Origin of the sequence: Achromobacter sp. Root565 (genome assembly GCF_001427425.1) — a bacterium.
GTDB lineage: Bacteria > Pseudomonadota > Gammaproteobacteria > Burkholderiales > Burkholderiaceae_B > Achromobacter > Achromobacter spanius_D.
Map to the genome: position 1 here is coordinate 2,625,533 of NZ_LMGO01000001.1, position 25,765 is coordinate 2,651,297.

The window sequence follows — 25,765 nt, forward strand, 5'->3', positions numbered from 1 at the left end:
AACCGGATTGTAGATGAGCCACGCGCCGGCGCGGCGCGTCTCGTGCATCGAGTCGAGGAGAGGAATCAGACAAGTCCGAGAGTGGCGGGATCGCCGCGGCCCAGGCGCACCACAAGGGGATCGTCGCCCGTGAGGTCGATGACTGTGGTGGGCGCTTGCGGGCAGGCGCCCGCATCGATGATGGCGGCCAGATCGTGGTCGTAGCGCGCGCGGATATCCTCGGCGTCGTTCAAAGCCTCGGTTTCATCCTTGGGAATGAGCGTCGTGGACAGCAGGGGCGAGCCCGCCTGTTCCAGCAGGCCCAAGAGGACGGCGTGATCCGGCACGCGGATGCCGATGGTCTTGCGCGAAGGGTGCGAAACGCGCCGCGGGACTTCCTTGGTGGCTTCGAGAATGAAGGTCCAGGGGCCGGGGGTCGCGGCCTTCAGCAGGCGGTATTGCTTGTTGTCGACGCGGGCGAAGTGGCCGATTTCGGCCAGGTCGCGGCACAGGACCGTAAGGTGGTGGCGTTCGTCCAGCCCGCGAAGGCGACGCAGCCCGTCGGCGGCGTTTTTGTCGTCCAGGCGCGCGACGACGGCGTAACTGGAGTCGGTGGGAACGGCAACCAGGCCCCCGTCATTAAGCCATTGCGCGGCTTGCTTGAGCAGCCGCGGCTGGGGATTTGCAGGGTGGACAGAGAAGTACAAAGCCATGGGTTTATCCTAACATCCTTGAAGGCCGCTCAATTGCGCGGCGATGCAAAATGGCGGTATCGCCGATCCGCCCCGGAGAACGAACATGCGCCTTGGAAATTCGCGCCAGAGCAACAATGTGGAAGACCGCCGTTCGGGCGGCCCGCGAATCGGGGGCCGCGGCACCATCGGCATAGGCACGATAGTACTTGCCCTTGTCGCAATGTACTTCGGTGTTGATCCCCGCGTGGTCCTGGATATGGCCGAAGGCCCGGCGGTGCAGCAGCAAGCGCCCGCGACGGCCCCGCCGGCCAACGATCCGCAGGCCGTTTTCGTGTCCAAGGTGCTGGGCGAAACCGAGGACGTGTGGAACACCATCTTCCAAAAGGAACTGAACCGCCAGTACGTCGAACCCAAGCTGGTGCTCTTTCGGGGCGCCACGCCCACGGCCTGCGGCACCGGGCAATCGGCCATGGGGCCCTTCTATTGCCCGGGCGACAGTAAGGTCTATATAGACCTGACGTTCTTTGACGAACTGCAGAACCGGTTCAAGGCGCCCGGCGATTTCGCACAGGCGTATGTGATCGCCCATGAAGTCGGCCATCATGTGCAGCACCTGCTGGGCATTTCGGATCAGGTGGATCAACTGCGCCGCCGCAACCCTTCGCAGGCCAATGCGCTGTCGGTGCGCCTGGAACTGCAGGCGGATTGCTTTGCCGGCCTGTGGGCGCAGCGCGCGGATGCGGCGCGCAACATCCTCGAAGGCGGCGACGTCGAGGAAGCGCTGGCGGCAGCCACCGCCATCGGCGACGACCGATTGCAGAAGCAGAGCCAGGGGTACGTGGTGCCCGATGCCTTCACACACGGCAGTTCGGCGCAGCGCGTGCGCTGGTTCAAGCGCGGTCTGGAAAGCGGCAGCATCAAGCAGTGCGACACGTTTGGCGCGACTTCGCTCTAAATCGGCGCGTTCCGGTTCCAAGCCGGCGTCGGCCTGCTGCGTTAACTGTATATCCATACAGCCAACTGACCCCGGCCGTCTTCATCTTGTAAGATTACGCCCCCTCGCAATGCTGCGCGCGCGTGTTTCTCTTCCGCGGCGCGGCGGGCGAAGCGCTTGCCTCTCGCAGGTTTGCCCGCGCGCCCCCAAGACCCTTTATCTGTTTCCATGGCCAACAAGTTCGAACCGCTAATCACCGTTGATGAGGTGCAAGAGATTCTTGCCGAACCCAAGGAAACCGCGAAGCCGATCCTCTGGATCCCAAAGCCGGCCGCGGGCAGCGCGCAGTGGATGGAGTTCAGCAGCCCTTGCAAGATCAAGGGCGACGTGCGTGAGGACGTGATCTTTCGCGTGATGTACCGGGGCGCCCGCACGGCCGTGCACGGACAGGCCACCATCTTTCTGACAGAGGCGTTCTGTGCCAGCCTGTTCGTGGGTCCGCACCGGGTGTACGGCGTCGACACCGACGACTCGTTTCACACCAGCCTGGTGGGCGCCGACCGGCCGCAGTACCGCAAACCGCTGGCCGACCGCAGCCACGAGCACATCTGGGTCGAGGAAGGCGAAGGCTATGCCGAGCCCGTCGTGCCCGCGCTGGACACCATTGCGGCGCTGATGCAGTATTTCCTGCCGCGAGCGAACCTGACGCTGGCCGGCGGCTTTGCGCATCCCCTCAAAGGCCGCCAAATCGAACTGATCCTATGAGCAATTTTCTGGAAGCCTCCGGCTGGACTGTCCTGCCGGCGGGCGAATACGCCATCCGCGCCGTGTCTCCCATGACGCTGGGCCTCGACGGCCAGCACGCCGCCTTCTTCATCGCGCATCCGGACGAGTCATCGTTCTACCTGACCGACGCCTGTGAGACCGCGATGCATGCGTCGAGCTTCGGCATCGACGTGGCGGCAAAGCGCATCGACATCCTGAACGAGACGCCCGGCGTCACCCTTGCCCACTTCGACCGGTCGGGCGCCATCGTGGCATCGGGTCCGAACGAGCAGTTGCAGGAAGCGTTGTGGGACGCGGTGAAGCTGGCAATGGCGCTGTCGTTTCAATGCGCCAAGTGGATGCCGCGTTTCAGCCAACTGCGCTTCCGCGCCCAGGTGGGACGCGCGCTGGCCGAAGGCGTGGGCGTGAACCGCATGGTAAAGGGCGCGCGCGCCAAGGGCAGCAGCGGTCACACGGCGGACTTTGCGTATGCGGTGCGCGCGGCGGGCAGCACCGCCCTGACTTACATCGAACCGATTGCCCTGAAGGCTGGCAAGAAGATGGACTGGACGCAGGTCTATCAGACCCACGGCAAGATGTCGGACGTGAAGATGGCCGATGCGCGCAACTCGCGCATGGTGATTCTGGAAGACGGCGCGTCGGCCGAGGAATTCAAGAAAGCCGTGACGATTCTGGAGCAATCCGCCACCGTGCAGACGCTGGCCAAGACCCGCGACTGGCGCGAGGTGTTTTCGGCCTAGCCGTCAGGGCCGCAGGAGTCAGGCTGGCAGATTAGTCAGGCCGTCCACGATCTCGCGGCCATGCACGATGGCCGCATGGACGGCCTCGCGTGGGCTGTAGACAAAGCCGCCCCCGGCAAATTGCGGTACGGGATATTCGTCGCCGCCTTCAAGGATGGCGCCTGCCTGCACGACCATCACCGATGCGATGAAGACGGGGCCGCTGGCTTGCGCCGGAACTTCGATAGCGCCGCTGCCCCGGGAGACCTTGGCCGTGAGGCGGTATCCCTTGTAGATCAAGTTGTTCTGATGCACTTCGGTAGTCCTCTATCTGCCGTCGAGCATACTCCGTGATTTGATGACACTTCGGATAAGTTTTGTAACCCAAGCAGAAAATAGAAACACTGTTGCGCTGCCGCAAGCGCGTCCCCGTTTCTCAAATGCTGGGAAGCAAAACCGCATTCGCGCCGAAAGGTAGCGCTGACGCGGCTTGCGGGGCTGCACCGCCTGCGGGCGGTGCAGCATCGAACGCGGTTTCCCGGGGATTACCCTAGGGCCTGTTGTGAAAGCGCATCCTGGGACACTTTCATCCCTGTCACGCGCCTGTATTCGTCCAGCCGCCAGCCCCGGCCCAGCAGGATCATGCGGGTGTGCAGATCGTCGCGCACGCTCTCACTGACTGCCGGTCCCAGATACGTAAGCTGCTTGCATCGAAGGTCCACGAAGCCCAGCGCATAGTCGCGAGCCAGCCCCATCCATAGACGATGCGCGCCGACCGATTGGCGCGCGCCGCTGAGGATGCAGAGCCCCGCATCCAGCGCCCAGCGGTACACCGCCGTCGCCAGCCCCATGCCCTGGTATGGCGCAGCGTATTTCGAATGCGGGGCGCGCACGTAGGGATCGGCGCGCCGCCCCACTTCGATCAGGCGGTTGAAGACCGTATAGCCCGCCAGCCGGCCGCGTCGCACGTCCACCACATACACGTAATACTCGCCGTCGGCTTCGCGGTAGCGAAGCACGATGCCAGGGATGTCGGTCTTGACCTCCGGCAATCCATGCAGGCGGTCCATCGGACGATTCATGCGGTTGTGGATGGCATCGAGTTCCTTGTCGACCTCTTGGGGACTATGGTTAACGTCGATGCGCAGTTCCGTCACGATCGACATGACGTGACGGAACGCGTGCAAGGCCAGCGTAGGCAAGGCCACCTCCTGTGCAGGGTTGAAAAGCAGTCCGCAAGGGACGGGAAGACGTAAAAAAAGCCGCATCCGCGGCTTGAAAGCTTGTGTGCGGGTACGCCGCCGGTTGGGACGGTAGGGATCGGCAGAGGCGAGAAGGAAGCGATCAGGCTGCTGCATGCGCGTCCTTTTGAGCTGCGGGCTGGTCGCCGGCAAGGCCAAAGAAGGCCGGGAACTGCCGTTCGCCCTTGGCCGTGATGCGCAGCGCGCGCGAGTCCAGATCCTTGCTGATCCAGCCGCGCGCCAACATCGCATCGAGCAGCGCCGCGCCCAGCGCGCCGCCCAGATGCGACCGGCGTTCGCTCCAATCGAGGCATGCGCAGGCGAAGCGGCGGCGGCGCTGCCGCGCTTGCGTGGCATCAACGCCCACCTGCGCGAGCGAGGCCTCACCCAGCGGCGTCAGCAGATAATCGCGGCCGTCCGGCTCCAACCAGTGCCGGGCCAGCATCGCATCATGGATTCGCACGGCCAGCGTGCCAGCCATGTGGTCGTAGCAGGTGCGGCTGTCGCGCAGCGCGGAAGGTGTGGTCGGCTTGAATGGGGTGCGCTCGGCGCCGGCCACCACCAGCAGCGCTTCCAACGCATGGCCGACTTCGCCGCTGGCTAACCGGTAGTAGCGATGCTTGCCCTGTACGGCCATCTCGACCAGGCCCTGATCGCGCAGACGCTGGAAATGGCTGCTGGCCGTGGACGCGCCGATGTCGGCGGCCGCGGCCAGCTCCGTGGCGGTGCGCGCGCGGCCGTCCAGCAGCACGCACAGCATGCGGGCGCGCGCGGGATCGGCGATGGCGCCCGCGACGGCGGACAGGTTGATATCGGCGAACTCGGAATCCATGATTCGGTATGGACCAAAGTGTTGTGTGTAGGGCGTAAGCATACTTCGCCCCAACGAAACCGACATCCCACCTGCCCTTCCATGACCGCCTCCCCTTCCTTTTTCGGCTGGACAGTCCTTTGCGCCACCTTCGTGCTCGCCGTTTTCGGCTGGGGCGTGGGCTTTTACGGGCCGCCGGTATTCCTGCACGCCGTCGTCCAGCGCACCGGCTGGAGCGTCGGACTGGTGTCGGGCGCCGTCACGCTGCATTTTCTGGCGGGCACGCTGGTGGTGGCCAATCTGCCGCGTTTGTACCGGCGCATCGGCGTCGCCCGCACGACCGCGGGCGGCGCGGCGCTGCTGGCGCTGGGTGTGGCGGGATGGGCGGTGGCGCAGGCGCCGTGGCAGCTTTATGGCGCAGCGGTGTTAAGCGGAATGGGCTGGGTGACGCTGGGCGCCGCGGCCGTCAACGCGCTGATCGCCCCCTGGTTCGTCCGCCGGCGCCCTGCCGCCCTGGGCATGGCGTACAACGGCGCCAGCGTGGGCGGCATCGTCTTTTCGCCGCTGTGGGTGTTCCTGATTGCGCAGGCCGGCTTTGCGCAGGCAGCGCTGTGGATCGGCGTGACGATGGTCGCCGTCATCGCCGTGCTGTCGCACAAGGTATTCAAGGTCACCCCGCAGCAGCTCGGCCAGGCGCCGGACGGTGATTCGTCGCCCGACGGAGAGCCGCCCTACCAATCTGCAATCGCCGCACCGCCCGCACCCGCGCTTGCGGCCAAGCTGCGCCGCGACCGGGCATTCGTGACGCTGGCCGCCGGCATGGCGCTGGGGCTGTTTGCCCAGATCGGTTTGATCGCTCACCTGCTGTCGCTGCTGGCGCCGCTATTGGGCGCGCAGACGGCAGGCCTGGCAATGGGACTGGCCACCGCCAGCGCCATCGCGGGCCGCTCGCTGGTCGGCTGGCTGATGCCGCCGGGGGCAGACCGCCGCAAGATTGCCTGCGTGGCGTATGCCGTGCAGATTGCCGGGTCGCTGGTGCTGATGCTGGCCGCCGACCATGCATGGGCGGTGTGGGCGGGCGTCGTGCTGTTCGGGTCGGGTATCGGCAACGCCACATCGCTGCCGCCCCTGATCGCGCAGACGGAGTTTGCCCGCGAGCAGGCGTCACGCGTCGTGCCGCTGATCGTCGCGCTGTCGCAAGGCGCTTATGCCTTTGCGCCCGCGGCGTTCGGCGCACTGCGTTCACTGCTGCAGCCATCCGGGTTGGCCCTGCCCGGCTTCCTGGCGGCGGCTGCTCTGCTGCAAGCTGCCGCCATCGTGTGCTTTGCGGTCGGCCGTGGCGCGCACGCGAAGCGCGGCGCGCGCTGATGCCTCAGGCGCTCCCGCCACGCCGTGCGACCAGACCGGCCATGACCGCATCGCCGCGTTCGCTGACCAGGCCTTCGGCCACGCCCTCGCGATCCGCCGCGTTGCGGTTCTGGCTGACCTTCCACTTGCCTTCGATGCGGGCAATGGGAATCTCGATGCCGACAATGGCGCGCATCTGCGCCGCGATGAAGTCGGCGGGCGCCTCGTCCACGCGCCACGGCTGGACGCGCGCTTTCTCCTGGCTGTCGGTCAGCGCCTCGAGCTGGGCACGCAGCCAGGCCGGATCATCCTGGATCACCGGTGTGCCCCACACGTGCACGGCCACGAAGTTCCAGGTCGGCACGACTTTGTGCGTTTCAGCCTTGGTCGCGTACCAGGACGGCGTGATGTAGGCCTGCGCGCCATGAAAGGCGACCAGGCATTCGCGCCCCGCGGCCAGCTCGGCAAGCTGCGGATTGGCGCGCGCCACGTGCAGGCGCAGGACGCCGTGCGGGCCGTCGGGATAGAGCAGACAGGGGATGTGATTGGCCATCAGCCCGCCCTCCCCGCTGGTGAAGACGACCCCTAGCGGGTGGGCGCGGATGAACTCGTGCTGGATGTCCAGCGAATCTTCGCGGAAGGCGGACGGCAGATACATGATGGCGGCGCAGGGAAAAGGTAGGAAAGCGACAACATACCGCGCACGTGGCACCACTGAAAGAGCCACACAATCAGCCTTTCATGGAGCCATGCCCATGGCGCGCCGCCCAACGCCGGTCAGGCCGTTCGGGCGCTATCGTCGGGATCGCTCATAGGCGGCGTTCATGTGCTCGCGCGCCTCGGTCTCATGCGCAAAGGCGCGGTCGTAGTTTTCCAGGCAACCGGGCGTGGGACTGGGCCACTGGATCGCGGCGATTGCGTCGGTCAGTTCGTCACGTGCCCGCTGCCATTCCTTGACCGCGGCATACCATTCGTTGGCGGTGTCCATAGAGTTTCCCCCCTTCTATGTGCACCCACCCATCGTAGCGCTGGCCGGGTCCGGCACGACAGCGTTTTCGCATGGCCAGAAGAATGATGTGGCGGCCGCATCTGGGTACGGCCGGGCCCGCCGATCCGCCGGGAGTTCACGCAGGCCGGCTATCAAGTGATATCCGCGCCCGCGCCCCGTTCAGTGCGGCTGCGCGCCGCCATCACCGGCACCTTCCGCAACGACCGCGATCCACGGCCGGGCGAGTACGTGCCGATCGGTTATGTGCTGGGCCAGACCGCCAAGGCAGCAGGCCTGCGCGACCAATCCGCGCGGCTGCTGATCGAAGCCTCTGCGCGTGATGCCACCACCAATCAATTGCTGATCGCATCGTTGGGCGCGGTCACGGGCAGCAACCTGCCGGAAAACCGCAAGCCCACCGCCGCCGACGTGCAAAGCGCCATCGACGATTGGGCGCGCCGGGTCCGCGAGCAGTTCGACCGCATCTGGGTCACGGAAATACCTAAGACCCAATGACGCGCGGCGGACATTTTTCGCCTTCATATCACGATGTGATGAATATTGACGTCAACCCTCACTTACTCAGGGCCACCGGCTAATGCTACTGTTCCGCCTGTGCAAGGAGTACATGCAATGGATCAGAAAACGAAGCCCTGGGCATTTCCCAAACCCCACCCTGAAAACACGCCACGCGGCGAACGCAACAAACAAGAGTTCGACACGCCGCCCAAGGAAGAAAAACCCGCGGCCAAGCCGCGCGCAAAAAAGCAGACACCTGCGGCCGGACGGGCTCGCTCGTGAGGCTGGCAACAACGGTCTGTGCGGCCGCGCTGACGACGCTGTCCGCGCTCTCCATGGCGGCCGCCGCAGCGCCCGACATCCAGACCGGCGACATGGTGTTCCAGCAATCCCGGTCGGCGCAAAGCCTGGCCATCCAGCAAGCCACGCATTCGCCCTACAGCCACATGGGCATGATCGTGACGCGCCAAGGCCAGCCCTACGTGCTTGAGGCCGCGGCACGCGTCAGCTACACCCCCCTCTCCCAATGGGCCGCGCAAGGCGAGCGCGGCCATTACGTGGTCAAGCGGCTGCGCGACACGTCGCTGCTGACGCCCGACGCGCGCGATCGGCTGGCGAAGGCCGGCGCCGCCTACGTCGGCAAGCCCTACGATCTGGTGTTCGCCTGGTCGGACGATCAGATCTACTGCTCCGAACTGGTGTGGAAGATCTATCAGCGCGTGCTGGACGTGAAGGTGGGCGCGCTGGCGCCGCTGAAGAGCTTCGATCTGACATCGCCAGCCGTGCAGGCCAAGATGCGGGAACGCTACGGCAAGAACATCCCGTGGGAAGAACCCATCATCTCCCCGGCCGCCATGTTCGAATCCGACCGACTGGTCACGGTCGGCACCTTCTGATTGCAGTGCGCGGCGCTACCGCCGCCCAAGGAGCGCAATGACGGCTTCCATCCTGTTGGGCATCGCCATTGCGCTGGAAGCGGGCTGGGGTGCGCTGGCGTTATGGATCCGCGCGCCGCTTTCATCGGTGAGGAAGCGCGTCGCGATGCTGGCATGGGTGCTGTTGGCGTTGGCCGCCCTCGCCGGGCTGGTGTGGCCGCGCTGGTGGCCCGGCCTGATTCTGCATGGCGCGGCGCTGGCCGTTCTGCTGGGCTGGTGGCTGCGCATCCGTCCGTCCAACGACCGCCCCTGGATTGCCGAGGTCGCCCGCCAAACCCATGGCGACGTCGATGGCAGCACCGTCACGCTGCACAACGTGCGCAACTTCGACTGGCGCTCGCGCACCGACTTCACGCCCCGCTGGGAAACCCGCCGCTATGCGCTGGAAACCCTGCAATCCGTGGACGTCGCCCTGTCGTACTGGGGCCATCCCGCCATCGCCCACGCACTGGTGTCGTTCGGCTTCGGCGACGACGATCACGTGGTGTTCTCGGTGGAAATCCGCCGCAAGCAGGGCGACCGGTTTTCCGAGATCGGCGGCTTCTTCAAGCAGTACGAGCTGAGCGTGATCGCGGCGGCTGAAGCAGACTGCCTGCGCGTGCGCACGAACGTCCGGGGCGAGGACGGCTACCTGTACCGCATCCACATGCCCAAGGGCGCGCCGCGCGAACTCTTTCTTGCCTACGTGGACGCCGCCAACCGGCTGCGCGCCTCGCCGCGCTTCTATCACACGCTGACCGCCAATTGCACGTCGATCGTGTTCCAGATGGCGCGGCGCATTGTGCCCGGACTGCCGATGGACTACCGCCAGCTTTTATCGGGTTACCTGCCGGAGTACCTGTACAAGCTCAATGCGCTGCGCGGGGCGGACAGCACCGGCGAATACCGGCGCCGGGGCCGCTACACGGACCGCGCCCGCGCCACCGCCGATCCCGCCGATTACTCGCGCAACATCCGGCGCGGCGTGCCGGGCATCGACCAGGAACTCAGCGAGCCGGCACTGCATCCTTGTAGATCACCCCGTCCTTCATGATGACCAGGAAGTTCTTGTCCGGATCGCCGATCAGCTTGATGTCCTGAATCGGGTCGCCATCGACCAGCAGCAGGTCGGCCAGCGCGCCTTCGCGCACGACGCCCAGGTCGCCACGATAGGGATTGCGCTTGCCTGACAGTTTCAGCAGCTCCGCGTTCGTGCCGGTTGCCATGATGAGCGTCTGCGCGGGGGTGTACCACCGCGTCAGGCTTGCCAGGATCCTGCCCTGCTGCTCGGCCAGCTGGCTTGAAAACAGGATGTCCGTGCCGAACGCGGTCTTGAGCTTGTGCTTGATCGCCAACTGGTAGGTCCGATCGGTGCCCGCAAAGACCTCCTGCGCCTTTAGCCATTGGTCCGACCCGCGCGGAAAGGCGTCGGCCAGTTCGTCCGGAAAGGGCTGCGTGCTCAGCCACACGCCGGCGCGCGCCATCAGCTGCGCCGTTTCCTCGTCCATCATGCTGCCGTGCTCGATGCTCTGCACGCCCGCCTTGATGGCGCGCTGGATGGCCGTGGGCGTGTAGGCGTGCACCGCCACGTAGGTGCCCCAGTCCGTCGCGGCGTCCACGGCCGCGCGCAGCTCCGGTTCGGTGAACGTCACCACATCCAGCGGGCTGTGCGGCGACGACACGCCGCCGCCGCCCGTCAGCTTGATCTGCGTCGCGCCTTGCATGAGCTGTTCGCGCGTGCGCAGGCGCACTTCGTCGGGGCTGTCGGCAATGGTGCTGTCGCCCGCCAGGTCGTGCCGCGACGCCGGCGCGCCCAGGGTGCGCGGCAGGTCCGCCATCGAGCGGAAATCGCCATGCCCGCTGGTCACGCTGATCATCGCGCCCGACGGATAGATGCGCGGGCCCGGGATCACGCCCTGGTCCACCGCCAGCTTCAGGCTGAAGGCCGAGCCGCCCAGGTCGCGCACCGTGGTGAAGCCGCGCATCAGCGTCTTCCGCGCCTCGACGCCCGCGACGATGTTGAGATACGTGGGGTCCTGCGTCATTGCCACCGCAATCGGCACGCCCACGAACATGCTGTGCCAGTGCATGTCGATCAGCCCCGGCATCAGCGTGCGGCCGCCGCCGTCGATGACGCGCGCGCCGTCAGCGGCAATCTTGTCCCTCGACACTTTCTCGATGACGTTGCCGTGGACCAGCACGCTGCTTGCGGGGCTCAGATCGCCCGACAGGCCATCGAAGACGCGCACGTTTTCAAACAGGATCCGCGAATCCGGCGCGGCCTGCGCGGTGGGCGGCGGCGCGCCATTCGGCGCCGCGGGCAGGCCATGGGAATGCGCCAGCGAAGCGCCAAGAATCAGCGATGCGGCCGTGATTGCAATGCCAGTCCTGACAAACATGATCGAACCTCTGGGTGGGGTCATCCGCCCTCAGGACGGAAACAGGATCGGAATCAGCGTCACGCTGACCACCAGGGAAAACAAGGCCAGCGGCGTCCCGATCTTCAGGTAATCGGCAAATCCGAAGCCGCCCGCCACGCTGACCAGCGCATTGGAGGGCGTGGACACCGGCGACATGAACGCCGCAGACGACGCGATGGCCACCGTCATCGCAAACGCATAGGGCGAGGCGTGCAGGCTTTCGGCGATGCTGATCGCAACTGGGCCCATCAGCACGGCGGTGGCCGTGCCGGAAACCACCACGCCCAGCGTCACCGTCGCCACGAACACCAGCGCCAACTGCCCGTAGATGCCCCAATCGCCCGAATAGTGCAGCAGGAACTGTGCGGCGAGATCCACGCCGCCGCTGCGCTTGAGCGCCAACGCAAACGGCAGCATGCCCACGATCAGGATCAGGGCCCGCCAGTTGATCGACCGGTACGCCACGTCCAGCGTCACGCAGCCGAAGAGGCCCATCATCAGGGCGCCGATCAGCCCCGCCATCACGTTGGGTACCCAGTCGGTCAGCATCAGGAACACCACCGTCGCCAGCGAGAACAGCGCGTGGATGGCGCGATTGGCAACCGGCACCAGCGAATCGGCTTCGACCGGCATCGCCAGACTGACCAGATCGTGCTCTTCCGCCTGCAGGGAAAAGATGCCCGCCCACGGCCCGACCACCAGCAGCGTGTCGCCCACGCGCATCTTCACGTCCGGCAGGTCGCGCTTGGCCTCCTTGCCGCGCCACAGCCCGACGACGAAGAGCCCATGCCGCGCCAGCACCACGGAGTCGCGCGCGTTCGCGCCGTCCAGCCGCGACTCCGAGGGGATGATGACCTCGACCATGCCCACGTCGCGGGCCTGGTCCGTGAAGTACACGCCGGACATCGCCAGCCGCTTCAGGTGATGCCGGCCGCAAAAGCCGTCGATATCGAAGCCCTCTGAATCCATGTCGAGCAGCAGGATGTCGCCCGCCTCCAGCACGTCGTCCGCCGTCGGGCGCATGACGGCCCGCGCAAACCGAGTGTTGCGCTCGATCGCGATGACGAACGCCGCCTTGCCAAGTTCGCCCGCCCACAGCCCGAGCCGGCGTCCCACGAGGTCGGAATCGTCCTGCACGACCAGGCGGCATGCCCGGTTCTGCAGGGAATACTTGGTGGCCCAGTCGCCCAGGCTGGGCCGGTTCAAGGCGCGCGGCCCCTGCCCTGCGTCGATCAGCTTGCGCGCAAACAACATGTAGGCAATGCCGCCCGCCAGCACGACGACGCCGATCGGTGTGAAGTCGAAGAAGCCGAATCCCTCATAGCCCGCATAGCCCAGCGCGCTGTTGAGCACCAGGTTGGGCGTGGTCGCCACCAGCGTCAGCATGCCGCTGATGGCCGCCGCCGTGCCCATCGGCATCAAGATCCGCCGGGCAGCCATGCCGGATTTGCGTGCGATCCGCAGCACGATGGGGATGAAGATGGCGACCACGGCCGTGGAGCTCATCACGGCGCCCATCGACCCCACCGCCCCCATCACCAGCAGCACCAGCCAGCCCTCGCTCTTGCCGCCGTGCCGCAGCAACAGATCGCCCACGGCCTGCGCGACGCCGGTGCGGACAAGCCCCTCTCCAACCACGAACAGGCATGCGATCAGGATGATGGCGGGGTTCGAAAAGCCATCCAGCGCCTCGCGGTAGGTCACCGTGCCGCTCAGCGGCAGCAGCAGCATGACCAGCAGCGCCACGGCGTCCGAACGGGGCCGTCCGATGACGAACAGCACGACCGCCGCGCAAAGGATGGTAAGGACAATCGCCAGTTCGCTGCTCATTGCCGTGCTGCCCTTTTCCTGTCGGTTAGAACGCCCTGTTGCCCGTGCTTATCGCCCACACGCCGATGCCGCAGGACACCAGCACGATCAGCAGGATCGGCCACTCGTACGGCGCGAAGATGTTGCCGCGCTGCTCCCGGCGCGAAATCAGGAAGAGGATGGTGCCGGGCGCGTAGATGACGCACGAGAGGACGAAGTACCGGAAGCCGCCCGCATACACCAGCCCCGCCGCATAGACCGTGGCCACCACCGCCAGCCCCAGTTCGATCTTGCGCCGCCGGCTCCAGCCGTCATAGGTTTCGCCGCGCAGCGCCAGCATCAGGCCGAACGCCGCCACGAAGAAGTACGGAATCAGGCTCATCGAACTGGCCATGTTCTTCAGGAGCACGAACGTGTCCTCGGTGAAGAGCGTGACGATCAGAAAGAGCTGCACGATGCCATTGCTGAGCCACAGCGCCGCCGCGGGCACGCCATGGCGGTTCTCTCGCGCCAGGACCGACGGCATGATGCCTGCGCCCGCCGCGGCGCGCAGCACTTCCGCGGCCAGCAAAATCCACGCCAGGTAGGCGCCCGCCACCGACACCATCAGTCCCACACTGACCAGCATGCTGCCCCACGGTCCGACCACCGCCCGCAGCACGCCCGCCATCGAAGGATTACGCAGCGACGCCAGTTCCGCGCGCGGCAGCACCCCATACGACAGCATCGTCACCAGCACCAGCAGCGCCAACACCAGCAGGAATCCCACAATGGTGGCCACCGCCACGTCCTCGCGGCGCTTGGCATAACGGGAATAGACGCTGGCGCCCTCCACCCCCAGGAACACGAACACCGTGACCAGCATCGTGTTGCGCACTTGCTCGAAGAGACTGCCCTTGCCCTCGCCGCTGAGCCCTTCGGCAATGTTTGCGCGCAGCACATCCAGATCCACGGCAAAGGCGGCGAAGGCGATGAAGATGGCGATCGGCACCACCTTGGCGATGGTGACGATCGTGTTCATGCCCGCGGCTTGCCGGATGCCCCGCAGGATCAGGAAATGGGTGGACCACAGCAGCACCGACGACACGAGCACGGCCGACACGGTATCGCCGTCGCCGAAGAACGGCAGCACGGCGCCCAGCGTCCCCTTGAAGATGACGAAGTAACTGACGTTGCCCAGGCAGGCGGCCGTCCAGTAGCCCAGCGCCGCCAGAAAGCCCAGGTACAGGCCGAATCCAGCCTTGGCATACGCGAATATGCCCGCGTCCAGGTCGGGGCGCCGGCGCGACAGGAACTGGAAGACCATGGCCAGCGTCAACATGCCCGTGCCCGCAATGGCCCAGGCCACCAGGCCGCCCACCGGACCGGTATTGCGCGCAAAGACGCTGGGCAGCGAAAAGATCCCCGCCCCCACCATCGACCCCACCACCATGGCGGCCAGCGCCATGCGAGAAAGTTTGGCAGTTTCCCCGCTCACGTTCTTCTCCTGAAAGCGATCCGCTGGTTGCGCGCCCGCGCGGCCGCCCCCGCGGGGACGGCCACGCGCGGCCGTGTCCGCTAGGCGGGATCCCGCGAGATCGGGCACGTCATGCAGTGCCCGCCGCCGCGGCCCCGGCCCAGTTCGGCGCCGACGAAGGTGATGACCTCGACACCCGCCTTGCGCAGCAGCGTGTTGGTGTAGACGTTGCGGTCATACGCCAGCACGACCCCGGGCGAGATGCAGACCAGGTTGGCGCCGCTGTCCCACTGGGTGCGTTCGCGCACATAGGCGTTGCCGCCGGTCTCGACGACACGCATCTTCTTGACGCCCAGCGCCTCGCCGATCACGTCCACCAGCGACCCCTTGTCCTTGTGCAGCTCCAGCGACCCCGGGGCGCTACCCGGCCGGTACGAGAAGGCCTGGACGTTGTTGACGATGTCCGGGTACATCAGCACGCAATCGCGGTCCGCGAAGGTCAGCACGGTGTCCAGATGCATGGCCGCGCGCAGCTTCGGCATGGCCGCCACGATCACCCGGTCCGCCGCCTCCTTGGCGAACAGGCTGGCCGCGAGCTGGCTGATGGCCTGGCGCGAGGTGCGCTCGCTCATCCCTATCATCACCGTGCGGTTGCCGATGGGCATGACATCGCCCCCTTCCAGCGTGGCCAGCCCGTGATCCGCCGTGGGGTCGCCCCACCAGACGTTCACCTTGCCGGCAAAGCGTGGATGGAACTTGTAGATCGACGACGTGAGGATCGTCTCTTCGTGCCGCGCCGGCCAGTAAAGCGGATTGAGCGTGACGCCGCCGTAGATCCAGCAGGTGGTGTCGCGCGTGTACAGCGTGTTGGGCAGCGGCGGCAACAGGTATTCCGTGACGCCGGCGGCCTCCTTGATGAGCATGAGCTGTTCGCCGCCGATCGACTCGGGAAACTCCTCGGTAGACAGCCCGCCGATCAGCGTCTCTGCCAGCTTGCGCGCGGGCAAGCCATCCAGGTAGCTGCGGATCTCGTCCAGCAGGCCCAGGCCAACCTGGTTCGCGACGACCTGGTTGTCCAGGATCCACTTCTTCGCTTCGGGAATGGCGACCGTTTCGGCCAGCAGGTTGTGCATTTCCACGACGTCCACGCCGCGGTCCCGCATCTTCGTCATGAAGTCGAAATGGTCGCGCTTCGCGTTGTCGACCCACATGACATCGTCAAACAGCAGTTGATCGCAATTGGAGGGCGTCAATCTCTCGTGGGCGCGTCCCGGCGCGCAGACCATCACCGTGCGCAATTGCCCGACTTCTGAATGGACTCCAAATTCCTCGGTATCAGCCATGACTAGCTCCCAGACGTTAGATGGCAATCCAGCCGTAGACGAGGCCGACAATGGCGGCCACGGCTCCGACGCATGCCACGATGAAAACGACCAACTCCCAACCGGTGAAGAATTTCCGGCCCTGCTCGCGCCGGGCCCAGAAGTACAGGACCGACCCGGGCGCATACAACAGCGCCGACAGCAGCAGGAACTTCAGGCCGCCGGCAAAGATCATGAAGAGGGTGTAGACGGCCGCGATGCTGGCAAGCGTCAGATCCCGCTTCTGGTGCTTGCCGCCGACATAGGTTTCGCCGCGCTTGGCGAGCTGCCAGCCGAATCCCGCCACCAGCAGATAGGGAATCAGCGACATCGCGCTGGTCAGGCTCAGCATCAGCGAGAAGGCGTCGCGCGACCAGTACGTGCTGATGACGAAAAGCTGCACGATGATGTTGGTCACCCACAGCGCCACGACCGGCACGCCATTCTTGTTTTCGCGGGCGAACGCGCGCGGCATGTCTTCGTTCTTGGAAGCCGCGTGCATCACCTCGGCGCAGATCAGCGACCAGGCCAGGTATGCGCCCAGCACCGAGATCAAGAGACCCACGCTGACGAACACCGCGCCCCACGGCCCGACCACCGACTCCAGCACCCCGGCCATGGACGGCTGGCGCAGCGCGGCGATGTCGCTCTGCTGCATGGCGGCATAGGGCAGCAGCGAGACCAGCACCATCAGCAGCAGCGCCGTCACAAAGCCGATCAGCGTGGCCACCCCCACGTGCGAGCGCTGGGACGCAAAGCGCGAGTACACGCTGGCGCCCTCGATGCCGAGAAAGACGAAGACGGTCACCAGCATGGTTCGCCGCACCTGCTCGAACAGGCCGTAGCCGCTCATCTCGCCCCAGAAATTGATGCGGAAGAGGTCAAGCTTGAACGCCACGAACAGCACGATGATGAACACCACGATCGGGATGATCTTGGCCACCGTCACCACGGCGTTGATGAACGCCGCCTGCTGCACCCCGCGCAGGATCATGAAATGGAACAGCCAGATCCCCACGGACGCCACGGCGATGGCGATGACCGTGTTGCCGTCCCCGAAGATGGGAAAGAAGGCGCCCAGCGTGGATTTGATCAGCACCCAGTACGACACGTTGCCGATGCAGCTTCCGATCCAGTAGCCGAACGCGGACAGAAAGCCGAGGTAGTCGCCAAACCCGGCCTTGGCGTAGGCGAAGACGCCTGCGTCAAGGTCGGGCTTGCGCTCGGCCAGCGACTGGAACACGCGCGCCAGCGTGTACATGCCGGCGCCCGCGATGATCCACGCGATGACGGCCCCGACCACGCCCGTCGCCCCGCCAAAGGTTCTGGGCAGCGAAAAGATCCCGGCGCCGATCATCGACCCTACCACCATGCCCGTCAGGGCAAGCAATCCAAGCTTCTTGGGAGTACTGCTTTCCATCATGCACCTCCAATATTGAGCAAAGACGTGAGCAGGTCGGCCGCCTTCCCGGATGCTGCCCGGGCGAGGCGGCTCAGCCGCGCGTGACGCGCAAACTGCGGCCGGCGCCGTACACCGTGGTCATCGTGATAAGAAGGGGCACGCCGATGAACGTGCCCGGTATGCCCCACACCAACCCCCAGAAAAACACCGCAAACATCACCATCAGCGGCGACAGCGAAAACGCGCTGCCGGCAAGACGCGGCTCCAGATAGCAGCCGTAGACGATCTGGATGCAGTTCAAGACGACGAGCACCAGAATGCTCGTCTGCAGCGATCCGTATTGCACGAACGCGAAGAACGCCGGAAACACTGTCGCCACCAGCGGTCCGAGAAACGGGATGTAGTTCAGCAGGAACGCGAGTCCGCCCCAGGCTGTCGCCAGTTCCAGTCCGGCGTAGATCGCGAACAGCCAGACCGTCACCCCGGTCAGCACGCTGGCGATCGTGCGGATCACCATGTACCAGCGCAGCTTGCTCGCCACCTCGCGCGCGACCGCCAGCCACCGCTTTGCCCTTGCCTCGCCCAACAGGCGCGTCAGCCGGCCGGGTGCCTCGTCCAATTCGAACAGCCCGAGCGCAATGAAGACAAAGGCGATGAAGATCATCCCCAGCATGCTGTTGATCCGCAGCGCCACCTCCTGGATCGCCCGCACCAGCCATGACACGTTGAAGCTGTCCTGGAACATCTGGATCGCCATCGCGCCATGCGGATGCAGGGTCTCGGTCTCCAGCGTGAACAGGCGCTGGAAGCGGGCGGCGTTGGCCATGACCCACTGCGCGACCAGGCTGAAACCCCAGGCCGCCAGCGACAGGAACACCACCGACACGACCAGCGTCACCACCAGCGCCAGGATCGCGGCGAGCGGCGCGGGCATTCTGCGGCCGAGGTACTGGCGCAGCGGCGCGACCAGGCAGATCACAAACAGTGCGAACGTCAACGGCACGAACACGGGGCTGGCCAGGTACAGGAGGCCCAGCAGCAGGATGGCGAAGATGCCGGACAGTGCGAAGGACATCATCTTGGTATCACCCCATCAACGCGCTTGACCAGATAGGCATAGAACGGATTGGAAGTCAGCCGGGTCAGCGTATCCATGCCGATCACGAAAGCCCCGACCTCGCCGCGCATGGACATCGCGCCCAGGCTGATGCCGAATTCCTCGATGTTGTCCGGGTGCGTGCCGTACAGCGCGTCGTCGGTCGGAAACGGCAACGCCACGTGCGACAGCGAATAGACCTCGCGCGGGTAGTCCATGCCAATGGCGCGTTCCACGACCGCGGTGGCGTTTGGCTCGATGACGCGCTCGATCATGGCGCTGGACGTGGGGCTGGCGTTGGTGACAAGCGTCAGGCGGTAGTTGCGCTTTTCGCCGGGCAGCGTGCCCGCCATCTGCCAGGCCACACCGCGGCGGAACAGCGGCCCGAGCTTGGTGGCGCGGTTCAGGTCGAACAGCACCAGGTCGCTGCCGTTGGCGGGCAGGCGCGCGTACAGGGCATTGATCAGCGCGCGCGTGCTGACCGTGAAGTCCAGCACCGAATGAAACGTGATGATGGGCGGCAGCCGTTCGAGGCCGCCGGATCGCTGCTGCGCGACCAGCCGGTCCTGCAGCGTCTGCGTCAGCTCGAACGACTGGCGGGCCGCGTGGACGGGGAACGAGTTGTACTTGAAGGGGTTGAACTCCGGCACGATGCTTAGCCACGCCGCCTTCGCGAACGCGGGCAGGATCGCGGGCAGACCGGCCACGCCCGCAAAGCGCGCGAACGACGTGATGCCGACCATCGGCGAGAGCAGCACCAGGCGGTCGGGTTTGTCGAGCTCGGGATTGTCCAGCGCGTCCAGCGTGTGCATCAGCGCCAGCGCCCCGCCGTTGGAAAAGCCCACCATGTGCAGCGGCTTGGGCGCGGGCACCCGGCGGCGCGCTTCACGGACCGCCAGGCGCGTTGCCGCCGCCCAGTCCTCCCAGTGCGCGTCCGTCAGCCCGCCCGGCACCGTGCCGTGGCCCGGCATCCGGATGGCGATCGCCACGTAACCGACGGACTGGTAATGCGCGGCGACGTGGCGCAGGCTGTAGGGCGAGTCCGTCAGGCCATGCAGCAGCACGGCCACGCCCTGCGGTTCGCCGGGCGGCATCAGGACGAATGACCGGTTCCAGTCGTGCGCGAAATGCTCGGGGTACACCTTGGCGTCCGCGAAATAGCGGTTGCTGTCCACCTTGTCCTCGGGCAGCAGCTTGTCGCCCACGTTCTGCCGGACCAGCGCGAATAGCGCGTCCTCGTGCGCCAGGTAGTCGTCCCAGGTGCTGCGGTCCAGGCGTTCGGCGTCGAGTTCTTGCGGCACATACGTGTGCCAGGCGGCCAGCGGTGGGCCCTGCTGGATGTCGTAAAGGCGCACGCCCATGAGCGTGACGACGACCAGCACCGCGAGACCAGCAATGATGAACACGGCCTTCCGAAGCCTGCGCCACCACGGGCGCTGGCCGGTGCTGACGGGCTTGCCGGCGTTCACTGGGGCGCTCCTACGCCGGGTGGCGGAACGGGGGTCGAGGTGGCCGGCGCTTCAACAGCCGGCGCCACCCCAGCCGGCGGCGATCCCGCCATCACCACCTCCGGCTGCTCATCCCCGCCGCCCAGCGCCACATACAGCGACACCCCGTTCTGAAGCTGCGAGGCCCGCAGCGTCAGCATCTGCTGCTCCGCGTTGAACAGGCCACGGCGGGCGTCGACGACTTCGAGGTAGATCGAGATGCCGTTCATGTAGCGAAGCTCGGCGGTCTCGGCCAGCCGGCGCTGCGCCTGGATCGCCGTTTCCTGCGCGGTCACCTGCTCCCGGAAGCGCTTGCGGTTCTCCAGCGCGGTGGCCACCTCGCTGAACGCCGTCTGCACCGTCTTGCGGTAGTTGGCGATGAGTTCATCGCGCTGCGCCGTGGCCAGGTCCACCGCCGCACGCCGCTGCCCGTAGTCGAAGATCGGCCAACCGATCCCCGCGCCGATGTTCCAGATCTGGCTGGGCGAGGAAAATAGGTCGGACAGCTCGGTGGACGCATAGCCCAGCGAACCGGTCAGCGCGATGCGCGGAAACAAGGCCGCGCGCGCGGCGCCGATGTTGGCGTTGGCGCTGCGCAGGCGGTTTTCCGCCTGACGGATGTCGGGTCTTACGATCAATAGCGACGACGGCAAGCCAGGGCTCAGCGCATCGAACTGCCCCGCCGCCTCGATGGGCTGGCCGCCGCTCATCTCCCGCTGCAGGTCTTCACCCACCAGCACCCACAACCGGTTCCAGTGCGCCGCCGTGGCGCGCTGCCACTCCGCAAGCTGGGTCTGCGCCTGCGTCAGCAAAATGGCCGACTGCTCGAAGTCCACCAGCGACGTCACGCCCGCGTCCAGCCGGTCCTTCGCGACGCCCAGCGCATAGCTGCGCGTGTCCACCGTGCGCTGCGCCAGCGAGATGCCCTCCTCACCGGCCCGGGCGTCGTAATAGGTCGAGGCCACGTTCGCGATCAGTGACAGGCGGAAGGCACGCCGACCTTCGACAGTCGCCAGGTATTGCTGCAGCGCCGACGCAGTCATGTTGCGCACGCGTCCCCAGAAATCCAGCTCGAAGGACGAGACCATTACCTGGGCGCTGAACTGGTTGAACTGCACCGTCTGCCGCGAGCCCGCCAGTGCCGGGTCCAGCACGGCAAGCGGCTGCTGGTTGCGCGACGTTGCCGCGCCGGCGTCCAATTGCGGCAACTGGTTGGCGCGTTCGATGCGGTAGAAGGCACGCGCCTGCTCGATCCGGGCAGTCGCGGCGGCCAGATCCTGGTTCAGTTCCAGCGACCGGGCGATCAGGCGCTTGAGTTGCGCATCGCCAAAGAACTGCTCCCACGTCACGTCCTGCGCCGCCACGGCGTCCGGCGGGACTTCGCCGGGAAACTCCGCAGGCGTCGCGACTTCTGGCTGGCGGTGCTCTGGCGCGAAGTTGCAGGCGGACAGCCCCCAGCCCATCAGCGCCACGATGGCAATGCGCGCCGGCCTCATGGGTTTTCTCCCCGCTCTTCGGCCTTGGCTGGAACGCTGGCTGCCGGCTTGTCTTTATTCTTGCGCGGTCCCGACCAGCGCCGCGCAACCATGTAGAACAGCGGCGTGAAGAACACACCGAACAGCGTGGCGGTCAGCATGCTGCCCATCACGCTGGTGCCCACTGCCTGCCGGCTGGCCGCGCCCGCGCCGGTGGCCAGCACCAGTGGCAGCATGCCCAGCACGAAGGTGATGCTGGTCATGATGATGGGGCGCAGGCGCTGCCGGGCGGCATCGACCACAGCCTCCTTGCGGTCGCGCCCTTCCAATTCCTCTTTCAGCGCGAACTCCACGATCAGGATGCCGTTCTTGGCGGCCAGGCCGATGATCGTGACCAGCCCGATATTGAAATAGATGTCCGCCGACATGCCCCGCCCCAGCGTGAACGCGGCCGCGCCCAGAATGCCGAACGGCAGGATCAATAGCACGGACACCGGCACAGACCAGCTCTCGTACAGCGCCGACAGCAGCAGGAACACCACGATCAGCGACAGGCCCAGCAGCAGCGCCACCTGATTGCCCGCCTGCCGCTCCTCGTACGCGGTGCCGGTCCATTCGTAGGTGATGCCTTGCGGCAGGACGCGTCCGGCAATGGCCTCCATCTCGGCCAGCGCCACACCGCTGGAGCGGCCGGCGGCCGCCTCGCCCGAGATCGTGATCGACGGAAAGCCGTTGTAGCGTTCCAACTGCTGCGGGCCGTCGATCCAGCGCATCCGCGAAAACGCGGAGAACGGCACCATCTCGCCCCGGTTGTTCGGCAGCTGCAAGGCGGCAATGTCCTGCGGCTGCATGCGCTGGTCGGCCTCAGCCTGGATGAACACCCGCTGCACCGAGCCGTCATGCAGGAAGTCGTTGACGTAATTCGACCCGAACGCCAGCGTCAGCGCCTGGTTGACCTGCGCCACCTGCAGGCCCAGCGCGCGGGCGTGGACACGATCGATCTCCACATACAGGCGCGGCCCCGGCGGCATGCCGTCCAGCCGCACGCCGGTCAGCACGGGGCTGGCCGCGGCGGCCGCGATCATTGCCGCGCCGGTGGCAGCCAGGCCCGCGCCGCCCTGCGCGGTGCGGTCCTGCACCTTCATCGAAAAACCCGACGCATTGCCCATCGACGGAATGGGCGGCGGATTCAGCGCGAAGATCATTGCCTGCGGAATCGACCGGAAAGCCAGATTGCTGCGCCCCACCAGCGCATCGACCGCCTCGCTGCGATCGGGGCGCTCGCTCCATGGGTGCAGGTCCACGAATGACAGCGCGGCCGTTTGCCCCTGCCCGAAGAAATTGAACCCGACCACGGACGCCACGTTGCGCACGGCCGGCAATTGCCGAAGCTGGCTTTCGGCCTGCTGCACGGCCGCCTCGGTCTGGTCGGCCGTGGTGCCAGGCGCGCCGGTGTACGACACGAAGAAGTAGCCCTGGTCTTCCAGCGGCAGGTAGCCGCCCGGCAGGCGCGAAAACAAAAAGATCGTCAGCCCGCAGACGCCCAGAAAGATCAGCATCCAGCGCAGCGGCCGCAGCAGCATGTGTTCCACCGCCCGCACATACTGCCGGGTCATCGCATCGAAGCCGCCGTTGAACTTGTCGAAGACCCACTGCTTGCCCTTCGAAATCCTGCCCTTGGGCGGCTGGCCGTCCGGCAGTTTGAGCAACGTGGCGCACAGGGCCGCGCCCAGCGACAGCGCCAGTACGGTCGACACGACGATGGCCACCGACAGCGTGATGGAGAACTGCCGGTAGATCGCGCCGCTGGACCCGGGGAACATCGCCATCGGCACGAACACCGCCACCAGCACCAGCGTGCTGGCGATGATCGGCCCCCACACCTGACCGACCGCCTTGCGCGTCGCGTCGGGCGCCGACAATTTTTCGTCCTGCATGATGCGCGCGACGTTTTCCGACACCACGATGGCGTCGTCGTTCAGCACCCCGATCGCCACCACCATGCCAAAGAGCGACAGCAGGTTGATGGACGCGCCAAAGAGAAACAGGCCCGCGCAGGTGCCGATCAGCGCGATCGGTACGATCAACGTGGGGATCAGCGTGCTGCGCCAGCTTTGCAGGAACAGGAACACCATCGCCGTGACCAGCAGCAGCGCCTCGACCATGGTGACCAGCACCGAGCTGATGGACGTGGTGATGAAGGGCGTGGTGTCGAACGGCACGGTCCAGCCGACGCCGACCGGAAACACGGGTTCCAGCTCCGCCATCCGCTGGCGCACCTGCCGCGCAACGTCCAGCGCATTGGCGTCGTTGGCAAGCTGGATGGCGATGCCGGCGGCCTCCTTGCCATTGACACTGAGCCGGAAGTTGTAGCTTTCGTTGCCCAGTTCCACCCGCGCCACGTCGCCAAGCCGCACCAGCGAGCCGTCGTTGTTGACCCGCAGGATGACCTGCCGGAACTGCTCGGGCGTGGAAAAGCGGCTCTGCGCCACGATCTGCGCGTTGAAGTCCGCGCCGCGCGCCAGCGGCAGGTCGCCGAGCGACCCGCCGATCGTCTGCGCGTTCTGCTCCTGCACCGCGCGCATCGCGTCGCTGGCCGACATCTGAAAGCTCGCCAGCTTGCGCTCGTCCAGCCAGATCCGCATGGCGTACGACGAGCCGAACAACTGCACGTCGCCCACGCCGCGGATGCGGCGCAGTTCGTTGAGGATGTTGTTGGACGCGAAATTGCCCATCTCGACGGCGCTGACGTTGCCGCTTTCCGATTGCAGCGCCAGCAGCATCAGGAAGCCGGAGGAGGCCTTGGTGACCGCCACGCCCAGTTGGCGGACTTCCTGCGGCAGCCGGGGTTCGACCCGGCTCAGGCGGTCCTGAACCTGACTGCGAGCCACGTCCAGGTCCGTGCCCGGCTGCAGTGTCACGGTGATCTGCGATGTGCCGTTGGCGCGGCTGACCGACGCCATGTACAGGAAGTTGTCGACCCCGTTCATCTCCTCTTCGATGATGGAGGTGACCGTACGGTCGATGGTGGTGGTGTCGGCGCCCCGGAAGGTCGCCTGGATCGTGATCGAAGGCGGCGCGATGTTCGGGTACTGCTCCACCGGCAGCAGCACCACCGATATCAGCCCGAACAGCAAAAGGAACAACGCCACCACCCAGGCGAATACCGGCCGCAAGACGAAGAATGAGCCCATGACCGACTCCGCTAGGGTTTCGCGGCTTGCTGTTCGACCGGGTCCACCTGTTGGCCTGGCCTGATCTTGTGCCAGCCATCCACGACCACTTTCTCCCCTGGTTCAAGGCCGCTGCGCACCAGCCAGCTTCCTGAGATCTGCTCACCCACTTCGATCTGTCTGGGCACCGCCGTGTTGTCGGGCCCGATGACGAACACAGTGGCCGTGTCGCCGTTCAACCGCGCCGCCCGCGCGGGAATCAGAACGCCCTCCTGGCGCACGCCGACGAGGATCTGTCCGTTGACGAACTGGCCGGGCAGCAGTTCGCGCTGGGCGTTGTCGAAGCGCGCGCGGATGGTCTGCGCGCCGGTGGTCCGGTCCACACTCAGGTCCGCGAAATCCACGACGCCGGTCTCGCCGAACTCTCGGCCGTTGGCCAGCGTAAGCCGCACCGGAAATGTGTTGCCCGCCGTGGCCAGCGCGCCGGAGCGCGCGTAATCGGTCAGGTCCATGATGGCAGTGTTGGACTTGGTGAACGTGGCGCTGATCGGCGAAAGCTGGTTGACCTGCGCCAGCAGCGTGGCCGCCGACGCGCTGACCAGCGCACCTTCCGTGACCAGCGCGCGGCCCACGCGCCCGGCGATGGGCGCCCTGACCGTGCAGCGGTCCAGCCGCAACTGCGCAAGCGTGACCGCGGCCTGCGCGTCGGCGACATTGGCCTGCGCCTGGCCCAATGCGGCCAACGCCGCTTCGTACTCCTGCGCGCTGACCGCCTGGCGCTGCACCAGGGGCCGGAACCGGTCCGTGACCGAGCGCGCGTTTTTCTGCACGGCATGCGCGCGTTGCAGCATCGCGTTGGCTTGCGCCAACTGCGCCTTGTAGTCGCTGGAGTCTATCTGGAACAGCGGGTCGCCGGCCTGCACGTCGCTGCCCTCGGTGTAGAGCAGCTTCTCGACGATGCCGTCCACGCGCGCCCGCACTTCGGCGGTGCGGATGGGCTCGATCCGTCCGGGCAGATCCACGTTCAGGTCGACCGGCTGGCGGCCAACGGTCATCACGAACACCTTCATCGGCGCGATAGTGACGGCCGCCGCGTCGTTCCGGTCACCACATCCCGCTAATACAAGCGTCCATGCACCCAAGGCATACAACA

24 protein-coding genes are annotated in these 25,765 nt (G+C 66.2%); 8 read left to right on the plus strand and 16 right to left on the minus strand.

Going from position 1 to position 25,765, the window contains the following annotated elements:
• Positions 1–65: 65 nt before the first annotated feature.
• On the minus strand, positions 66–692 hold the full coding sequence (locus tag ASD71_RS11740; protein WP_056563659.1) for an L-threonylcarbamoyladenylate synthase: 627 nt from the start codon (positions 690–692) through the stop codon (positions 66–68).
• An 85-nt stretch (positions 693–777) separates the two neighbouring features.
• Between ASD71_RS11740 and ASD71_RS11745 the strand changes: the two genes are divergently transcribed.
• The 3 genes from ASD71_RS11745 to ASD71_RS11755 all read left to right on the plus strand — a co-directional run bounded on the left by ASD71_RS11745 (position 778) and on the right by ASD71_RS11755 (position 3,134).
• Positions 778–1,629, plus strand: a complete 852-nt coding sequence (locus tag ASD71_RS11745) for a neutral zinc metallopeptidase (protein WP_056563663.1) — start codon at positions 778–780, stop codon at positions 1,627–1,629.
• 207 nt (positions 1,630–1,836) lie between these two features.
• Positions 1,837–2,373, plus strand: a complete 537-nt coding sequence (locus ASD71_RS11750; protein ID WP_056563666.1) for a hypothetical protein — start codon at positions 1,837–1,839, stop codon at positions 2,371–2,373.
• Positions 2,370–3,134, plus strand: coding sequence for a DUF1828 domain-containing protein (locus ASD71_RS11755; RefSeq protein WP_056563669.1), 765 nt, complete (start codon positions 2,370–2,372; stop codon positions 3,132–3,134). Before ASD71_RS11750 ends, ASD71_RS11755 begins: the two co-directional genes overlap by 4 nt.
• 18 nt (positions 3,135–3,152) lie before the next feature.
• Here the strand turns inward: ASD71_RS11755 and ASD71_RS11760 are convergent, their stop codons facing one another.
• The 3 genes from ASD71_RS11760 to ASD71_RS11770 all read right to left on the minus strand — a co-directional run bounded on the left by ASD71_RS11760 (position 3,153) and on the right by ASD71_RS11770 (position 5,186).
• Positions 3,153–3,428 (minus strand): hypothetical protein, encoded by a 276-nt coding sequence (locus ASD71_RS11760; protein WP_056563672.1) that lies wholly within the window; start codon positions 3,426–3,428, stop codon positions 3,153–3,155.
• 230 nt (positions 3,429–3,658) lie between these two features.
• Positions 3,659–4,315, minus strand: a complete 657-nt coding sequence (locus ASD71_RS11765) for an N-acetyltransferase (RefSeq protein WP_082578866.1) — start codon at positions 4,313–4,315, stop codon at positions 3,659–3,661.
• 142 nt (positions 4,316–4,457) lie between these two features.
• Entirely contained in the window at positions 4,458–5,186 is a 729-nt protein-coding gene (locus ASD71_RS11770; RefSeq protein WP_056563676.1) for a helix-turn-helix transcriptional regulator, read from the minus strand.
• A gap of 81 nt (positions 5,187–5,267) precedes the next feature.
• Here ASD71_RS11770 and ASD71_RS11775 point away from each other — a divergent pair, with 81 nt between their 5' ends.
• Positions 5,268–6,533, plus strand: coding sequence for an MFS transporter (locus ASD71_RS11775; RefSeq protein ID WP_056563679.1), 1,266 nt, complete (start codon positions 5,268–5,270; stop codon positions 6,531–6,533).
• 4 nt (positions 6,534–6,537) lie between these two features.
• On the opposite strand, the gene ASD71_RS11780 is transcribed toward ASD71_RS11775, so the two are convergent.
• A complete protein-coding gene (locus tag ASD71_RS11780) occupies positions 6,538–7,170 on the minus strand; it encodes an FMN-binding negative transcriptional regulator (protein WP_056563683.1) in 633 nt (210 codons plus the stop codon).
• 135 nt (positions 7,171–7,305) lie between these two features.
• On the minus strand, positions 7,306–7,500 hold the full coding sequence (locus tag ASD71_RS11785) for a hypothetical protein (protein WP_056563686.1): 195 nt from the start codon (positions 7,498–7,500) through the stop codon (positions 7,306–7,308).
• A gap of 123 nt (positions 7,501–7,623) precedes the next feature.
• Between ASD71_RS11785 and ASD71_RS11790 the strand changes: the two genes are divergently transcribed.
• The 4 genes from ASD71_RS11790 (at position 7,624) to ASD71_RS11800 (ending at position 9,987) form a co-directional block, all read left to right on the plus strand.
• Positions 7,624–8,016 (plus strand): DUF3313 family protein, encoded by a 393-nt coding sequence (locus tag ASD71_RS11790; RefSeq protein WP_255357198.1) that lies wholly within the window; start codon positions 7,624–7,626, stop codon positions 8,014–8,016.
• A gap of 117 nt (positions 8,017–8,133) precedes the next feature.
• Positions 8,134–8,301 carry a hypothetical protein gene (locus ASD71_RS28205; RefSeq protein ID WP_200949380.1) on the plus strand — a complete coding sequence of 56 codons (168 nt, stop codon included), beginning with the start codon at positions 8,134–8,136 and terminating at the stop codon, positions 8,299–8,301.
• Positions 8,298–8,915, plus strand: coding sequence for a YiiX family permuted papain-like enzyme (locus tag ASD71_RS11795; RefSeq protein ID WP_235512102.1), 618 nt, complete (start codon positions 8,298–8,300; stop codon positions 8,913–8,915). Before ASD71_RS28205 ends, ASD71_RS11795 begins: the two co-directional genes overlap by 4 nt.
• 37 nt (positions 8,916–8,952) lie before the next feature.
• Entirely contained in the window at positions 8,953–9,987 is a 1,035-nt protein-coding gene (locus ASD71_RS11800; RefSeq protein ID WP_056563689.1) for a DUF4105 domain-containing protein, read from the plus strand.
• On the opposite strand, the gene ASD71_RS11805 is transcribed toward ASD71_RS11800, so the two are convergent.
• The 10 genes from ASD71_RS11805 to ASD71_RS11850 all read right to left on the minus strand — a co-directional run bounded on the left by ASD71_RS11805 (position 9,941) and on the right by ASD71_RS11850 (position 25,667).
• Positions 9,941–11,332: an amidohydrolase family protein gene (locus ASD71_RS11805; protein WP_235512104.1), complete on the minus strand. Its 1,392-nt coding sequence runs from the start codon at positions 11,330–11,332 to the stop codon at positions 9,941–9,943. The two genes, ASD71_RS11800 and ASD71_RS11805, sit on opposite strands and share 47 nt — an antisense overlap.
• Positions 11,333–11,362: 30 nt before the next feature.
• Positions 11,363–13,183 carry an SLC13 family permease gene (locus ASD71_RS11810; RefSeq protein ID WP_056563692.1) on the minus strand — a complete coding sequence of 607 codons (1,821 nt, stop codon included), beginning with the start codon at positions 13,181–13,183 and terminating at the stop codon, positions 11,363–11,365.
• A 25-nt stretch (positions 13,184–13,208) separates the two neighbouring features.
• Positions 13,209–14,609, minus strand: a complete 1,401-nt coding sequence (locus ASD71_RS11815; RefSeq protein WP_056563694.1) for a basic amino acid/polyamine antiporter — start codon at positions 14,607–14,609, stop codon at positions 13,209–13,211.
• 110 nt (positions 14,610–14,719) lie between these two features.
• Complete coding sequence (gene arcA / locus ASD71_RS11820; RefSeq protein WP_056563697.1) at positions 14,720–15,961, minus strand: arginine deiminase; 1,242 nt, start codon at positions 15,959–15,961, stop codon at positions 14,720–14,722.
• Between the two features lie 16 nt (positions 15,962–15,977).
• Entirely contained in the window at positions 15,978–17,399 is a 1,422-nt protein-coding gene (locus ASD71_RS11825) for a basic amino acid/polyamine antiporter (RefSeq protein WP_056563700.1), read from the minus strand.
• Positions 17,400–17,472: 73 nt separating this feature from the next.
• Positions 17,473–18,459 (minus strand): AI-2E family transporter, encoded by a 987-nt coding sequence (locus ASD71_RS11830; RefSeq protein ID WP_056563704.1) that lies wholly within the window; start codon positions 18,457–18,459, stop codon positions 17,473–17,475.
• Entirely contained in the window at positions 18,456–19,946 is a 1,491-nt protein-coding gene (locus ASD71_RS11835; protein ID WP_082578868.1) for a carboxylesterase, read from the minus strand. Before ASD71_RS11835 ends, ASD71_RS11830 begins: the two co-directional genes overlap by 4 nt.
• Positions 19,943–21,460, minus strand: coding sequence for an efflux transporter outer membrane subunit (locus ASD71_RS11840; RefSeq protein WP_082578869.1), 1,518 nt, complete (start codon positions 21,458–21,460; stop codon positions 19,943–19,945). Before ASD71_RS11840 ends, ASD71_RS11835 begins: the two co-directional genes overlap by 4 nt.
• Positions 21,457–24,633: a multidrug efflux RND transporter permease subunit gene (locus ASD71_RS11845; protein ID WP_056563707.1), complete on the minus strand. Its 3,177-nt coding sequence runs from the start codon at positions 24,631–24,633 to the stop codon at positions 21,457–21,459. Before ASD71_RS11845 ends, ASD71_RS11840 begins: the two co-directional genes overlap by 4 nt.
• Positions 24,634–24,644: 11 nt before the next feature.
• On the minus strand, positions 24,645–25,667 hold the full coding sequence (locus tag ASD71_RS11850; protein ID WP_235512106.1) for an efflux RND transporter periplasmic adaptor subunit: 1,023 nt from the start codon (positions 25,665–25,667) through the stop codon (positions 24,645–24,647).
• Between the last annotated feature and the right edge of the window lie 98 nt (positions 25,668–25,765).

Bases quoted from the DNA above. Each gene is read 5' to 3' on its own strand.
- ASD71_RS11750 (WP_056563666.1), top strand. From the start codon at position 1,837: ATGGCCAACAAGTTCGAACCGCTAATCACCGTTGATGAGGTGCAAGAG.
- ASD71_RS11755 (WP_056563669.1), top strand. From the start codon at position 2,370: ATGAGCAATTTTCTGGAAGCCTCCGGCTGGACTGTCCTGCCGGCGGGC.
- ASD71_RS11845 (WP_056563707.1), bottom strand. From the start codon at position 24,633: ATGGGCTCATTCTTCGTCTTGCGGCCGGTATTCGCCTGGGTGGTGGCG.
- ASD71_RS11780 (WP_056563683.1), bottom strand. From the start codon at position 7,170: ATGTATCTGCCGTCCGCCTTCCGCGAAGATTCGCTGGACATCCAGCAC.
- ASD71_RS11745 (WP_056563663.1), top strand. From the start codon at position 778: ATGCGCCTTGGAAATTCGCGCCAGAGCAACAATGTGGAAGACCGCCGT.
- ASD71_RS11830 (WP_056563704.1), bottom strand. From the start codon at position 18,459: ATGATGTCCTTCGCACTGTCCGGCATCTTCGCCATCCTGCTGCTGGGC.
- ASD71_RS11825 (WP_056563700.1), bottom strand. From the start codon at position 17,399: ATGGAAAGCAGTACTCCCAAGAAGCTTGGATTGCTTGCCCTGACGGGC.
- arcA (WP_056563697.1), bottom strand. From the start codon at position 15,961: ATGGCTGATACCGAGGAATTTGGAGTCCATTCAGAAGTCGGGCAATTG.
- ASD71_RS28205 (WP_200949380.1), top strand. From the start codon at position 8,134: ATGGATCAGAAAACGAAGCCCTGGGCATTTCCCAAACCCCACCCTGAA.
- ASD71_RS11800 (WP_056563689.1), top strand. From the start codon at position 8,953: ATGACGGCTTCCATCCTGTTGGGCATCGCCATTGCGCTGGAAGCGGGC.
- ASD71_RS11850 (WP_235512106.1), bottom strand. From the start codon at position 25,667: ATGACCGTTGGCCGCCAGCCGGTCGACCTGAACGTGGATCTGCCCGGA.
- ASD71_RS11740 (WP_056563659.1), bottom strand. From the start codon at position 692: ATGGCTTTGTACTTCTCTGTCCACCCTGCAAATCCCCAGCCGCGGCTG.
- ASD71_RS11805 (WP_235512104.1), bottom strand. From the start codon at position 11,332: ATGTTTGTCAGGACTGGCATTGCAATCACGGCCGCATCGCTGATTCTT.
- ASD71_RS11775 (WP_056563679.1), top strand. From the start codon at position 5,268: ATGACCGCCTCCCCTTCCTTTTTCGGCTGGACAGTCCTTTGCGCCACC.
- ASD71_RS11840 (WP_082578869.1), bottom strand. From the start codon at position 21,460: ATGAGGCCGGCGCGCATTGCCATCGTGGCGCTGATGGGCTGGGGGCTG.
- ASD71_RS11815 (WP_056563694.1), bottom strand. From the start codon at position 14,609: ATGGCGCTGGCCGCCATGGTGGTGGGGTCGATGGTGGGGGCGGGGATC.
- ASD71_RS11810 (WP_056563692.1), bottom strand. From the start codon at position 13,183: ATGAGCAGCGAACTGGCGATTGTCCTTACCATCCTTTGCGCGGCGGTC.
- ASD71_RS11785 (WP_056563686.1), bottom strand. From the start codon at position 7,500: ATGGACACCGCCAACGAATGGTATGCCGCGGTCAAGGAATGGCAGCGG.
- ASD71_RS11770 (WP_056563676.1), bottom strand. From the start codon at position 5,186: ATGGATTCCGAGTTCGCCGATATCAACCTGTCCGCCGTCGCGGGCGCC.